This is a genomic window from Chryseobacterium sp. Marseille-Q8038 (genome assembly GCF_965111995.1).
Genome location: NZ_CBCOPN010000001.1, coordinates 1,644,159 through 1,658,995, shown reverse-complemented (window position 1 = coordinate 1,658,995; position 14,837 = coordinate 1,644,159). Strand labels below are relative to the sequence as shown.

At 32.1% G+C, this 14,837-nt stretch carries 11 protein-coding genes and 3 tRNA genes; 10 read left to right on the top strand and 4 right to left on the bottom strand.

Going from position 1 to position 14,837, the window contains the following annotated elements:
- Positions 1–4 precede the first annotated feature (4 nt).
- Both ACWPWS_RS07660 and ACWPWS_RS07655 read right to left on the bottom strand, forming a co-directional pair.
- Positions 5–1,255 (bottom strand): sensor histidine kinase, encoded by a 1,251-nt coding sequence (locus ACWPWS_RS07660; protein WP_454046111.1) that lies wholly within the window; start codon positions 1,253–1,255, stop codon positions 5–7.
- The gene (locus tag ACWPWS_RS07655) at positions 1,256–1,930 is read right to left on the bottom strand and encodes a response regulator transcription factor (RefSeq protein WP_454046110.1); all 675 of its coding nucleotides are present in this window, start codon (positions 1,928–1,930) and stop codon (positions 1,256–1,258) included.
- A 257-nt stretch (positions 1,931–2,187) separates the two neighbouring features.
- On the opposite strand from ACWPWS_RS07655, the gene ACWPWS_RS07650 reads away from it, so the two are divergent.
- From ACWPWS_RS07650 to ACWPWS_RS07625, 6 genes are all read left to right on the top strand, one after another.
- Positions 2,188–2,577: a hypothetical protein gene (locus ACWPWS_RS07650; RefSeq protein ID WP_454046109.1), complete on the top strand. Its 390-nt coding sequence runs from the start codon at positions 2,188–2,190 to the stop codon at positions 2,575–2,577.
- Between the two features lie 37 nt (positions 2,578–2,614).
- Positions 2,615–3,004, top strand: coding sequence for a helix-turn-helix domain-containing protein (locus ACWPWS_RS07645; protein WP_454046108.1), 390 nt, complete (start codon positions 2,615–2,617; stop codon positions 3,002–3,004).
- A gap of 165 nt (positions 3,005–3,169) precedes the next feature.
- Positions 3,170–3,871, top strand: coding sequence for a DAPG hydrolase family protein (locus tag ACWPWS_RS07640; RefSeq protein WP_454046107.1), 702 nt, complete (start codon positions 3,170–3,172; stop codon positions 3,869–3,871).
- Between the two features lie 291 nt (positions 3,872–4,162).
- Positions 4,163–4,235: transfer RNA gene (locus ACWPWS_RS07635), tRNA-Lys, on the top strand.
- A 549-nt stretch (positions 4,236–4,784) separates the two neighbouring features.
- Positions 4,785–5,825, top strand: coding sequence for a hypothetical protein (locus tag ACWPWS_RS07630; RefSeq protein ID WP_454046106.1), 1,041 nt, complete (start codon positions 4,785–4,787; stop codon positions 5,823–5,825).
- Between the two features lie 843 nt (positions 5,826–6,668).
- A tRNA-Lys gene (locus ACWPWS_RS07625) sits at positions 6,669–6,741 on the top strand.
- Between the two features lie 433 nt (positions 6,742–7,174).
- Here the strand turns inward: ACWPWS_RS07625 and ACWPWS_RS07620 are convergent.
- Positions 7,175–8,629 (bottom strand): hypothetical protein, encoded by a 1,455-nt coding sequence (locus ACWPWS_RS07620; protein ID WP_454046105.1) that lies wholly within the window; start codon positions 8,627–8,629, stop codon positions 7,175–7,177.
- A gap of 1,329 nt (positions 8,630–9,958) precedes the next feature.
- Between ACWPWS_RS07620 and ACWPWS_RS07615 the strand changes: the two genes are divergently transcribed.
- The 4 genes from ACWPWS_RS07615 (at position 9,959) to ACWPWS_RS07600 (ending at position 13,855) form a co-directional block, all read left to right on the top strand.
- The gene (locus ACWPWS_RS07615; protein ID WP_454046104.1) at positions 9,959–10,420 is read left to right on the top strand and encodes a hypothetical protein; all 462 of its coding nucleotides are present in this window, start codon (positions 9,959–9,961) and stop codon (positions 10,418–10,420) included.
- Positions 10,421–10,493: 73 nt separating this feature from the next.
- The gene (locus ACWPWS_RS07610; protein ID WP_454046103.1) at positions 10,494–11,963 is read left to right on the top strand and encodes a hypothetical protein; all 1,470 of its coding nucleotides are present in this window, start codon (positions 10,494–10,496) and stop codon (positions 11,961–11,963) included.
- 728 nt (positions 11,964–12,691) lie between these two features.
- Positions 12,692–13,414 (top strand): hypothetical protein, encoded by a 723-nt coding sequence (locus ACWPWS_RS07605; protein WP_454046102.1) that lies wholly within the window; start codon positions 12,692–12,694, stop codon positions 13,412–13,414.
- Positions 13,415–13,782: 368 nt separating this feature from the next.
- Positions 13,783–13,855, top strand: a tRNA-Lys gene (locus ACWPWS_RS07600).
- A gap of 105 nt (positions 13,856–13,960) precedes the next feature.
- On the opposite strand, the gene ACWPWS_RS07595 is transcribed toward ACWPWS_RS07600, so the two are convergent.
- A complete protein-coding gene (locus ACWPWS_RS07595) occupies positions 13,961–14,836 on the bottom strand; it encodes an alpha/beta hydrolase family protein (RefSeq protein ID WP_454046101.1) in 876 nt (291 codons plus the stop codon).
- Position 14,837: the final 1 nt, after the last annotated feature.

The window sequence follows — 14,837 nt, the reverse complement described above, 5'->3', positions numbered from 1 at the left end:
GAAATTAATTGAAAATAATGGTGAAAATATGCTGGCTTTTATCAAAATGATATTGAATTTTGAAATGATACAGATCACATATTTTCTGGCTCATTTCAAGCCCAAGTCCAATACTATTGGTGTTTTCTGATTGTTTTTTAAACCTCTGAAACAAGTCTTTTTCATTCAGCTTTTTCTTACCGTAATTCGCAATAACAAGGGATTGCTGTACTGTTTTTACAGAAATCAGATATCCATTTTCTGAGTGTCTTATAGCATTGGATAGTATATTGCCAATTAAAATATCAATAAGAATAGGATTGGCTGTAATCTCAATCTCATTGTTTAACAAGATTTCCCATTGAAGATTCTTTTGTTGTGCGGGCTCTTCATATTGGTTAAGTAATTTCTGAACCTTATTATTTACAAACAGTTTTTCTGTGTTTGGAAACTGATTATTTTCAATTTTAGTTAGCAGTAGTAAAGTTCGGTTAAGGCGCTGCATCTTGTTTCCTGCTAAGGAAATTTCTTCAATCAGTTCAGCCTGTTCCTGGGAAATGGGAGAGGTTTGCATCAGTAATTCCACTTTGCCCTGCATGACCGCTATAGGGGTTTGCAGTTCATGGGACGCATTTTCGGTAAATTCTTTCTGTGTTTTATAAAGTTTTTGATTGCGTTTTGTCAATTCCTTAATCGAGTTTCCTAAGTTTTTAAATTCTTCAATATTGGTGGGCATAAACTGATAGTCATCATCACTATCTACCCGGTATACCTTCAGTTTACTCACAATATCATTGAAAGGTTTCCACAATTTTTTTGAAAGCTGAAGATTAATGATCATCAGACCTGTCAATAGCAAAACAACCAATCCTAGCTGAAGCAATAAAATGCTATTGAGTAAATCTTCGTCTTCTATCATGGATTTCTGAATCCTTATTTCATAGGGTTTCCCATTAACAAGTGTATTGGAAACCAAAATCCGATGCATAACTATTTCATTATCATCAGGGATGAAAACAGGTCGGCTATATAGAGAGTCAAAAGTTTTAGAAGTATTGGATGGGCGGACAAGAATACTGTTTTCAAAGGAAGTAAAATTATCAGGGTTTGTTGTTTTTAATTTTTTTTCTATCCAGTTCTTTTGGTGATTTATGTTTTCATCCAGACTTTTCAGCATCAGGTATTGCAGGGAGAAATAAAATACGGGAATGGCTATTAATAGGATAAAAATAGCATAGATTACATAGCGACGGGATATGTAGTTAATTAATTTCATTTAGTATTCAAATTTATACCCCATTCCGTAAATAGATTTTAAATAATCATTGCAGCCAACAGCTGTGAGTTTCTTTTTCATATTTTTTATATGAGCATAAATGAAGTCATAATTATCATATACATCTGCATTTTCGCCAGAAAGGTGTTCTGCAATGGCTGTCTTGGAAAGAACTCTATTTTTATTAATGGTAAAATAGAGCAGTAAGTCGTATTCCGTTTTCGTAAGATCAACCTTTTGGTTATTGGCAGTTACCGTTTTCGCAAGCGTGTCAATAGTGATTTCATGAAATACCAGAACATTATCCCCATTAAATCTCCGGCGGCGTATTACAGCAGCTATTCGTGCACTGAGTTCAGATAAATGAAACGGTTTTGGGATATAATCATCAGCTCCCAATTGTAATCCCGCTATTTTATCATCAATGGAATCTTTAGCAGAGATAATGATGACACCATCTGTTTTATGATCCTCTTTTAATATCTTTAGAACGCTCAGTCCATTACCGTCAGGTAATGAAATGTCAAGAAGAATACAGTCATAGTCATAAGAATCAATTTTTTCAACAGCAGTATTGATATTAGGAGCAACTTCACAAAGGTAGTTCTCCTGCCCTAAATAGGTAATGATACTTTTGCTTAGTGCAGCTTCGTCTTCAATGACCAGTATTTTCATACAATTGTTTTATTCAAAATTAGAATTAAAATCTGAATGAATTCTGAATTTTTAATATAAGATAGATCAAGAAGGTCTGGAATTCTGTAATCTTAAGGAAATAAAGATAGAATAGTCCATGGGTTCTTTTTATCCCTTTATAGAGTTTTTACAATCATAAATACTGAGTAAATTGAATTCTGCTGGCAAAACATTATTCCTCTGTCATAGCTTTCAGTGAGGTATAGCTGTATCTTTACAGTCAAATTACAGAGTATATGAAATTCATTCATCAGATTGATCCGTCAAAATTTATTTTTTTTGAACTTTCTCATGCTCCGGCTAATTATCTGCACCGTTCACAGCGAGCCCATTTTTTTGAGATTATCTGGATGAAAGATTACAAAAGAGGAGAGGATCATAGCAATGAAGAAGGGGGTTATATATACTTTATTCCTCCGTATCGTAGTACAAAACCGGAGATGGAAGATAAGAAAGCCTGTATAATAGCTTTTGATAGAGAATATTTGGAGGAAGATAACCAGGAATATGCCCTGGATGTTTTCAATCTTTTCAATGTGCATGGCCAGCTTAGTGGTTTTGCAATAGACCGTAATACTGCAGAAACTTTACAGCACCTCACCTTATTTGATAGAGAAAGAATATAATAATCCGATGGGAACTTATTTGGCTTTAAAAGCACTCTTGAAAGTTCTCTTACTGAATCTCATCCGCATCAACCAGCATTATTTTTTGCATCAGGATCTCAATCAGAAACGGGTTTATCAATTCATTATGTTAATGGATAAACATTATAAAACAGAACGTAAAGCTGACTTTTATTCTAAAAAAATGGGAATCAGTGAAAAACGGATTAATCAGATTCTGAAAGAAAAAATGGATCGTACACTTACACAGCTGCTTCATGAAAGAGTAATTGTAGAGGCTAAAAGAATGCTTGTTTCCTGTGAATTGACCATCAAAGAAATTGCCTATCATTTGAATTTTGATGATCCTGCCTATTTCTCCCGGTTTTATAAAAAACACACAGGCCATACACCAGAGGATTTTAAAAATCAAATTACGGGTGTGTGACATTGCAAAGGCTTATATTTTTCTGTTTTTCTCATATTTCCAGATTGTGCCATTGGATTGGAAAATAATACAAGTAAACTTAAGGGTGTCAGATTTAATTTTGTTTCAGGATTCAAAGCCCAACAGCTGAAGAGTTATTTTATAAATCTAAAAAATATTTGAATTATGGAACTTACGAAAGAAGTGGAACAACTTACGTTTAAGGATATCAACAGCCTTTTATCTCCAAAGCCTATGTCTCTGGAAGCAGGTATCAAAAGATTGGAAAACGGAATGCTGCACGTAGCGATGAGAAATGTGATGCCCAACTGTAAAGGGAAGATGCTGGATTGGTGGTTTACCTATTTTGAAACAACTGCAGACCTGAAGTTATGGCATCCACATGATCATGTGCTACATAGCGGCTGGGACAGCAAATGGATCAAGAATGAAAACTATATCGGGGCTACCATACATGCCACAGAATCATTGGGAGAAATACCTCCTGTGCCGGCAGTTATTAAGTTTCATCATCCTGCAGAAATTTTTAATCCTGAAATTTTGGAGCAGGCATATATAAATAAAGACGTAAGTGCAGTTGTATATGCCAGAATCGGTTTTGGAGAAAATACTCCTACTGATCGCAATGGAGATCCTATGGATGGATATATGTTTCATGTTGTAAGAGATACGCCACAGGGATGTACGCTGAGAAGTCACTTTTTTCTGGGTGCGTCAAGTGCCGGAAGTAATGATCCATTACCGGATGAGATAGGGTTTGGATTGATGGAACATTGCTACTGTGAATTTACGTATCTGGCACAAGTTCTTCCTTCTCTTTATTATGCTGAGAATACAAGAGCTGATAAAACTCCTTTTCTTTGGTAAATTCTATAATGATGGACTGATTCAATATTTTTTTAAATTTTAAGAAAATTAATTTAAAATACGTTTAAAAGGTCTGTCGGTGTGTTGTTGATAGCAAATTATTTAATAAACAGATGTTTATAAACTAGAAATAATAATTTCTGCTTGGATTAATGGATATGGCCTGCCATTTTTTTGGTTTTGTACCTATTTTTTTAAGTAAAAATGTAGTGGGAAATTTGGATTTAGTAAAAATGTTTCTATCTTTGCAGTCCCTTAAACAAAGGGATTTACTGAAAAAAGTAAGTGGCCGACTCGGTAGCTCAGCTGGTAGAGCAATACACTTTTAATGTATGGGTCCTGGGTTCGAATCCCAGCCGGGTCACTTCATATGGACAAATCATTTTATGAATGGTTTGTCTTTTTTTATTTAGGGAAACAGATGTTGTATTTAGAGGGAATATTATTAAACAGATCTGGTGATATATAATTATTTAAAATCTTCAACCAGAGAGAAAAGCAATACTAATTAATAGGGTCATGAGATGCTCTGGCTGAAGAAAAGTAAATATGTTATAAGAACTTGGTTCCTTTGAAGGGTAATATGGAAATTAAACCTATACAAAATTAATCCTTAACTATTTTGTTGCCTAAATAATGTCCACATCACAGGTACATCATTTGCCTGAAACAATCAAATTTATTAGTGTTATGCGTGGCTGTTTTGAAAAGTAAGCTGCCAACATGTGCCAATTCTAACAAAACTTTGTCATTAATTTCGCTGACTTATTATTTTGAATATGTTGTATATGTTGTATATATGATGTAGTATGTTTTATGGGTTTTATATTCAAAAATATTAACATTGCTGCGAAATTATTTTTATTAAAATTTTCACAAATGATTTTAATATTAATTCAATTAAAAATAACAAATGATGAGAAAAAAAAATTTACCAACATGCTTGTTGGTCACCTTTTCACTGGTAGTGAAATCGCAAGTTGGAATTAATACAGGTAATCCTCAGGGAGTATTTAATGTGGATGGGCGGAAAAATAATCCAGCAAAAGGAATTCCTACCGCAGCTGATACCAAAGATGATTTGGTAATGTTATCTAATGGTAATGTTGGGATTGGCCTTAGTGTTCCAGGCACAGCACTGGATGTAAACGGAGCGATTACCAATCGGGAAACCATATTAACAGTTTCAGGGAATACGGTTTCCGTTCCCGTCAATGTAAGCCAGATACAACTTATCGGAGCCGCCACAACAAATATAGCCGTTAATGCATATGCGGCTCCAAATGCTGGCCAGCGTCTTATTGTGTATAACAATACTACAGGGGGATTTGGAGCCATATTGGATGGAATTACTGTTCCCAATGGAAAAGCCCTGGAATTTATTTTCAGTAATTCATTCTGGCGATCTGTTGATGGAGGTGGAGTAAGCTCGTTTAATATTGGGGATATTATGCCCAGTTTTTCGGTTTCTGACCACAATGGTTGGATAAAATTAGATGGCCGATCAATTAATGGTCTAACTGGTTCTCAAATAGCTGCAGCAAAATCTTTAGGCTTTTCAACAAATCTTCCTAATGCGGCAAATTCCTATCTTGTACAGAATAATAGTACATTAGGAAGTATAAGCAGCAACAATAACCGAACAATAACGAGAAGTCAACTTCCTAATTTTCAGCTTTCAGGTTCTACAAATTCGGTAGCTCCTACAATAAAATATGATATTATCAATAATAACGGGAGAGTTTCAAATGACACCTTTTCTTATACATTTCTAGCAGGAAAGATTGGTACAGGTACCAGAAATAAGGATCACGTTAATACTAACGTCTTATACCAGAATGACCACTCCCATTCCTTTACCACCAATAGTATAAATGGCAATGTCGCACAGCAGTCAGTAAATATACAACCTCAAAGTTTAAGTGTAAATATGTTTCTTTATCTGGGTAAATAAAATAGATAATGATTATTGTAATATAGATGTTAAATATTTTTATCAGATACATAAATAATGTGCTTTGTTTTTATGTATCTGATATTCAGTTGTTTTATGTGGTGTTATATATTTGATGTATGTGTTTTTAGGGACAGCATTGCTATTATCTTGCAGAAATCGATATAAGTACATCAGACACGGTGTCTGGAAATGAAAAATGAATATAAAAATAATTCTGGTTACGGATTTCCCACTTTAAAGGAATCTACAGGGAAGATTTTTATTAACATAGATAGCTTGGCGGGGTTATTATAATACCATTACCTGTATGGTGTATCCAAACAACACTTATCTAAACAGCCTGAGGTTATTACTCAATAGGTTGATACCACCCAACAAAATGCCATATGATTATTTAACTTTAATTTGATGGATCTCAGAAATGGGAAAAGAAAATCATGAGGAGTTCAATAAGCACGATTAACAAAACAAAAACCAGGCAGAGTCACAATTTTTAAGCTGCTACTGTTGTGATGAGATATTCAACCTAAAATGATTGTTCATATGAAATTAACAGTTCCAGTAGTGGATTTACGAAATCAGTAGAGATGCAATGGAAGAATTATTTCTCTCAATCTTTTGTATATCTTAGTTAAAATTATTGAATCTATTTAATAAACAAGTGTATATAGACAGTAAATGATGATTCTGGTTGTTGCCAATTTATATAACTTATCATTTTTTGAGTTTTACATCTAATTTTTTAAGTGAAAATGCACAGGAAAATTTGGATTTAATGAAAAAGTTTTTATTTTTTTCAGTCCCTTAAATAAAGGGATTTACTGAAAAAAGTAAGTGGCCGACTCGGTAGCTCAGCTGGTAGAGCAATACACTTTTAATGTATGGGTCCTGGGTTCGAATCCCAGCCGGGTCACTTCATATGGACAAATCATTTCTTAATGGTTTGTCCTTTTTTTATTTAGGGAAACAGATCTTGTAATTAGAGGGAATATTATTAAACAGATCTGATGATATATATAATTATTTAAAATCTTCAACCAGAGAGAAAAGCAATACTAATTAATAGGGTCATGAGATGCTCTGGCTGAAGAAAAGTAAATATGTTGTAAGAAGCTGATCTCTTTGAAGTGGAAGTGGAATTATGAAATTACTTCTGCTAAACTAATATTTAATGATACAGTTGTCTAAATAATGGATACGTCATAGATACATCGCGGATACATCATTCCATAGATAATAATAAAATTTATGAGAGTTATTAGGGCTTTTCTGAAAAGAATGGATAAATGAAATACTTTAGCTTTTAATGGTAATCAATTCTTTTTGTTGTTGATTTCCATAACTCATTAAAGTTTTCTGAAAAACAGATATAAATCGATATTTGAGGGAATATTTAATTTCTTTCTGAGACGGTTTTTTTTCGTCTGTACAGATCGATGTTGCATAAAAGTATTACAGGCAATTTCTTTTGAAGACAGGCCTAACCATATCATAGCACACAATGAAAGTTCTGATTTTGATATATTGGGATTCAGCAATCGAATTTTTTTTACCAGCTCAGGATGTACTTCTTTAAATTTAGAGATAAAGAGCGTATTATTTTCCTGAGCGAGTTTAATAAGATCATTATTTACTCCATTGGTTGTAATAGATTCTGGTTTTTCTTTTATATTTTCAACAGCTTTATGTTTGGAGGTGAAAAGAAAGTTTTTTCTATATTTGAACAGACTGAAAAAAAAGACTGAAACAGCAAGACATACAATAATTAAATTATATATCTGGACTGTTTTTTTTGTTTTTGCCTGTAACGTTTGTTTGTTCATAGTCTTCTCTGCCGATAAATTTATACTTTGATTCCATTCATGGCTTAAACTGTCTTTTAGATTAGTATATTTTTGAAGGTATATACGCTCCTTATTTTTATCCTTTAAATGTTCATAGGTTTCTGCTATTGTTTTATAAAGAAGTGGTATTGTATAAATTTGTTTTGTTTTTTCTAATATTTCAACAGATTTTTTATAATATTCAAGGGCTTTTTCGTACTTTTCATTTTGCGAGTAATAATTGCCGCCATAATAATAGGTCATTCCCCTTTGAATATTCCAGTATTCAATTTTTTCTAACATGAGGAGAGCCTGATTAAAATAATAAGAAGACGAATCAGGTGCTGTTTTTTGCTTTGAATAATAATTAGCAATAAGACATTTGATAACAGGGCTTGGTTTTATTTTTAGCGCTTTATGTAGGTATATCAGAGAAGAATCAGGGGTTTTGTTATAAAGAAAATCAGCTCTGCTTGCATAGATGCTGGATAAATTTTTTTTCTCAGCAGGTTCTGTGATCTTTCTGCCAAAATACATAGCCATAGAATTATATTGTAATGCTTTAGAGTCAAGCCCAATAACATAATTAAACTGTCCATACTCCTGATATAATTTACTGTATAAATAAAAACTATTACTATTTTTAATTTTCTTTTCTGCGAGTTGCAGATATTGTAAACTGGTATTGTACGCCCCTAATGTTCCATAAATAGTTCCAATATTAATATACCCTAAAACCTCTCCTTTAAGATAATTTTGCTGTTTGCTTACGTTGATAAATTTCTCGTTTAAAAATAGGAGTTCTTTATTCTTGCCTAGTAACCGTAATTTTTCATTTTCATTGATTAAAATGCTGTCTATATCTGAGTGCAAATAATTTTGAGAGTATATACAGCTAAAAAAAGATAGACATGTAACATAAGCTATTTTAGTCGGAAATAATTTATAGTTTGTTGGGAACATATTGGCTTTTAACATATCAAAATGGTTCTGTTTAATAATTTTTAATAATTGCACTTATCTTTAAAAAGTTATTTCGGATAATAGCCTTTTTAAAGAGTATTTATTTAATCTTTATCAGCTGGATTTGGGCTTCTTGGTTTAAATATTCAAAATTTGTTACTTCACCATTCTTATATTCCCAGTTATGAAATTAATAGTTATAGTAAACCAACAAGCTCATCATATGTTCGGATGATTAAAACTTTATGTTGATTTCTAGAAATTAAATATTAAATCTATTTAAGTAAAATGAATTATGAGTACGAATTCCTACTTGAGGATAAATCAACATTATACTATTAAGTTATATTGAAAAATTATGTTTTTATCCCATTAAAATCTAGTGTAAAAATACACAATAAAGATTTTTTTCAAGAAAATTATAGTACATCATTGGCATATCATTTCATTGTTTTGATTTAAAAAAATAGACATAATGAAAAAAAATAGGGAATATATTTTTTGATTGTGAACATGTGGTGATTTGTTAATTGATTGTAAATGTGTTTATTAATTTGGCTTTAATACAGCCTAGTATGTTTGATGTATGTTTGATGTATGTTTGATGTATGTTGAAAGAGCTCAAGTGTTTCGTCTGTGTTTGTGATTGAACACCGTGTATTTATGATGGGTTGTGATTTTTGAATAGAATGTATTTGGGGGTATGTTGTTTTGTTTTTTTCATTGGGTGTTAATTGTTTTTATCCTGATAAACAACTGTTATTTCCATCCCAGATCTTTATTCTGTAAAAATCTTTTTTAATTAAAATAATGTCAAAATATTGTCAACTGTTTAAATAGAAAAAATGGAAAAAAACAGTATTGTTCTCAATCAATTTTCTTGCTTCTTTATGTATTCACAACTGAGTGTTAATATAGCGGCTCCTATTAAAGCTCTTGATGTGAATGGAGAAATTAGGCTCAGGTCTTTTCCAAATGTTCAGAATATTCTAATGGGGTTAGCAATGTTGCTTTGATGATATTCCTATTTATTATCCTGATGTAGGTCTATTTGTTATTTATACTATTGATAAAGTAAAGCAGACTAACTTTAAAAAGAGACATATAACAAAAAGTGTTATTGTATGTGTTTGGTATTTAATCGTTTTGCATATCTGGTGTATTTTTGATGTATATTTGATGTATGTGTTTTTAGGGGTTGGATTGTTGTTTTTTTTGCAAATTTGTATACAGTTAATCTTAATAGTATACACTCAAATGATTGTGGAAAATAATACTTATAAACAGTTAAAAAAATTGTCTAAAGGATTCGTTTTTTTAATTTAATCTCTCCAAAAGCCATTAATGAAAAAAAAACTTATTCTTTTAATTTCCAGTAATATTATTTGGTCTTGCAGCGCACAGACAGAAACTAATACATTCACTACACATTCTTCCCTTATATTCTACAAAATAGCAGATAATTATTTTGTTAAAAATAATTATAACAGTAAAGAGTTTACTGAAAAGGTAATATCAACAGAAAACGAATTCAATCAAATTTTTGATAAGGCTTCCTCTATGGGAGAAAAGGGAAAGCCAACTCCCGTTGACTTTTCAAAAGAAAATGTAATGGTCTTACTACATCCTGCAACAAATAGATTCGTTGAACTCATTCCTTTAAAACTTGAAAGAAATGAGGAGGATCAAACAGTTTATTATTACAAAGTAAGAATAGGAGAGCAAAAAGGTTTTGAAAGGAAACCCAAGCTGATAATTATTGTAAATAAGGATATAAACAAAGTCCTTTTTAAAAAGGTTGAATAGTAATCGTAATATTATTTATGTATGTTTTCGAACCGAAAAACCTTACGCCAACTTCCTAATAATATTTCCCATCATGTATTGTTCGGTAAACATTAATAAAGCATTCTATTGTCTTCTTTTTGTCTTTTGTTTTACAAGACTATATTCTCAGAAGTATACTTTAAGGCAGCTTGATACTCTTTTGATCAAGAAGAATGAAGAACTTCGTACCAGAATCTCAAGTAAGGATCTCATCCTGTGGAATGAAAATCTTGTAAAAATCTCCATTGAAAATAATTATCCTAAAGGAGAAGCCTGGGGATATGCCAATATTGCCAATAGGTTGTGGCTCATAGGAGATTTCAAAAAAAGTTTAGATTATTTAAATAAAGCGGTAGAAAAATCTAAGAATATTAATGATGATTTTCTTGAAGGTAAGATTAATCAGGAATTTGCTCAGGTTTATAATGCGATGAAGCTTAATAAATTAGCTCTTGATTATAATTTGAAAGCGATGGAGTATGCTTTGAAACTCAAAAAAGATAATCAGGAATGTCGTTTTTTTTTAAGATATGTGTACTCTACCCGGGCATCTTATTTGGCTGAACCTTATCAGGCTGATTCTTCTCTTATTTATCTGAAGAAAGCTGTCAGGATAGAAGCAAACCCTTTGGATCTAGCGAATATAGCAGGATATTATATTTGGGATAATAAAAATATGGATTCTGCAAACTATTATTTTAAAAAATCCTTTATTCTTTTAGAATTTAAAAAATTTAAGCATAACAAGTACCAAAGAGCAGTTGTTTTATATAATTATGGGAACTTCCTGGAAACTCAAAATAACAATAGTAAGGCCATTGATACTTATAAAGCGTCATTAAGATTGGCAAAAGAAGTTGGCAGACCCCAATTGATTCTCAATAACTTTCAATCATTAGCCGGCCTTTACAAAAAGATCCATGAACTGGATCTTGAAAATGAATATTTAAATAAGTCAACTTCATTGAAAGATAGCCTGGATAATAACCAGAACAAAGCTGTTATTCTGGCCATTGATAGCATGGAAAAGAAAAAACTTGATGAAAAGAGAAAAACTCAAAATAATGCTTTATTATATGGAAGCATCTCTGTAATAGTAATTTTCCTGTTATGCACTTATTTCTATCTGCAAATCAAAAAAAAGAAAGCCAAGCTTATACAAAGTAATGAGATAATTATTCAAAAAGAAGAGGAAACAATAGATTTAAAAAGAAAACTTAGCGAAAACCATGAAACTATAATTCAACTTGCTAAGGATAATAGTATCGGTTTTTTAGCAAAATTTCAAGAAGCATATCCGGAAGTATGCCAGAAACTTCAGATGGTTAATACCAAACTTACTAAATCTGATTTATCATTTTGTGCCATGATATGGCTTGGATTTTCTTCAAAAGAAATTGCACAATGTACTTCTATGGAACATAGATCTGTACAGACAAAAAAATATAGAATACGTAAAAAACTGAACATTGATACTGAAACAGATTTGTATTATTTCATCAGATCAATATCCCAATTTTAAGGTAATGATAATTAATGGAATCGATCCTGCATGTTAATCCATATTGTGGGTTATAAAGACTCAAATACAAATGATAAACATTGCTTTAAGGGATCCAAAATAAATTAATAAATACTATACAATACTTCAAAGTAAATTAAGAAACACACTATTTTGTAGCGCGAGATCATAGTATGGACAATGAGCTTTACCTTTTAATTTAACGGTGAAATTATGACTGTTAATTAGGGGTGAACCTTAGTTTAGATACTTCATATACATCTTCTATTGATTCTTCAAAGATCATTTTGCCAGCTCTAAGCTAAGTATTGTAATAAAGGGTTTGGCCTCCGATTGTATTGTTCATCTGTTTCTTGATCTATAATTTAATTATCCTCTCGTTTGCGATTATTTTAATTATTTGTTATTCAGTGTATTTTGTTTTTATCATAGTGTTTTGGATAAAAGCATTAAAACTCAGTTCTTGCTTTTATGGGGGCAATTTTGTAGGATTGAGACGGGTATTTAATTACAAACTTAGTAAACCTGAGAAATAGCTTAATTTTTTCAAAGGGATTTTATAGAAGCATTTTTGTCTTAAAAAAATCCTACAGAAACTTTTAGAGTTGATTATGAAGTGATGTATGTATGATGTATGGTATATGTTGTATTCATGTTGTATCTGCCTGGTTGTAGGCCATGCAGGAGTGATTTACTTTTGTAACCTTAATTAATTTAAATCAATATTTATGAAAAAAATTATTTTAGTAGGTTATGTTCTATGTTCTGCTATGGCTAGTTCTCAGGTGGGTATTAATACCGCAACTCCTACTAATACCCTCGATGTTAATGGTACCACAAGAATCCGGGATCTAACCTTATTAACCAGTCCTACAATTTCAGCTCTGTATGCTGATCAAAATGGTGTTTTAGGTACATCTAATATTACTCCCCAATCTCAGGTGGCTTTTTATACGTTTGCCAGTACGATGTCTTTTAATGCAGCAAATTATAATACAGGAGCTACTCAAATCGTTCAGATACAATCTTCTCATGCGACACTGAATACTATTGGAACTACAGTTTCCACTATTGGGCAGGTTACTATTGGTCAAACAGGGAATTATATGCTGTCCGGATCTGTAGTTCCGTCTCTTGCGATAAACAATGATGGAGACGGATATGCCTATATGGCTGTTAATCTTGAAGTCAGTACTGATGGAGGATCATCCTGGACGCCTGTAGCTGGAGGCCGTCCTATGTTTCCCAGAGTGGCAGTGGGACTTGCAAGAGCTTATAATTTCACAGCGGCACCTGTAATTAAACCTTTGAATGCAGGAAATCTGATCAGAATGATTTTTTATAGAACTAAAGATGGAGGAGGTAATCTACAAGGATCTTCTATGAGTTCAGTAGATCTTAGTTTTAGTTATGGTGCACCTACCTATACATTAAGTCTTAACAAATTATAAACTCCCAATGTTATATATTGATTATTTATATGATGAATGAAATTTTTTAAATCAAATGAAAGTTTATTGGTTTTATTTATAGATGTAGTGAACTACAGCAGTAGGGGTGCAATTGAAGAATTGCATCTCTTTTCATTTTAGAAACTTTTAGTTATTAATTACAATTATTATTGAATCTGTTTAATAAACAGGTGTTTATAAATGGGGAATTGTGATTAGAATTTTGGTTCATTACTATCGTCTGCCATTTTTTTGTTTTGTACCTGTTTTTTTGAATAAAAATGTGGAGAAAAATTTGGATTTAGTGAAAATGTTTCTATCTTTGCAGTCCCTTAAATAAAGGGATTTGCTGAAAAAAGTAAGTGGCCGACTCGGTAGCTCAGCTGGTAGAGCAATACACTTTTAATGTATGGGTCCTGGGTTCGAATCCCAGCCGGGTCACTTCATATGGACAAATCATTTTTTATAATGGTTTGTCCATTTTGTTTGTTCATAATTTATTATTTTTTCTCCATGGAAATACAAGTTCAAAGGAGGTGTTTGAGGTTAATGATTTAAAAGAAAAGCATTTAATTGACCTACTACATTTTCCCAAAGCCTGTCTTTCATATTTTTTTTGAAAAAACCAAAGTGGTCAATTTTCTTCAATCCTAATTCTGAAGGAACTAACTTCGTGAAAGTAATTGCTTCTTTACTGTCAATATGTTCCCAATAAGATTCTGTGTTTTTCTGACTTGATATGGTGTCGTCTATCGTCCAATATAAATGAACAGGGAATGTATAATTCCTGAAATGCCCAACCGGAACTGTTTTGCCATAAAACTTAGCATCGAAGAAGTAATTTTTCTTTTCCAACCAGCTGCGCCATTCATACACTACATTTTTAGGCAGGTTTTCCATTAATCCAAAGGCTTTAGCTTTTACATATCCTGTCATTAAAATACTTATAGGGGCAAAAAGGTAAAAGTAAAAATAAGCTTTCATTCTGTAAGACAGTGGCATATTCATATAATAGCCGGCTGATACGGCGAAATTGATCATTCCTTTTACATTATCCAGATTTTTCATAAATCCGATTTGCTGCCCGCCAGCACTATGCCCAACAATGATAAACGGAAGTTCAGGAAATCTTTCGTTCAGAAAGTCCTTGATAGCAGGCATATCTCTTACTCCATAATCTGAAAACTTAAATCCACAGGTCTTTAAATTTCCGGAAAAAGAATCTCCGCTTCCCCTGTAATCCCAAAGACAGCACAGGAAATCATTTTCAGCAAGATAGGTAAGAAATGACAGGTAAAATTCTTTCTTTGTTCCTGTACCACCATTAAACTGAACTACAGCTTTTGGCTGATCCGGAATAAGGAGAATTCCTTTAAGCGGTATTCCGTCTTCACATATAGTTTCAAAGCTTTCCGTTTTCATG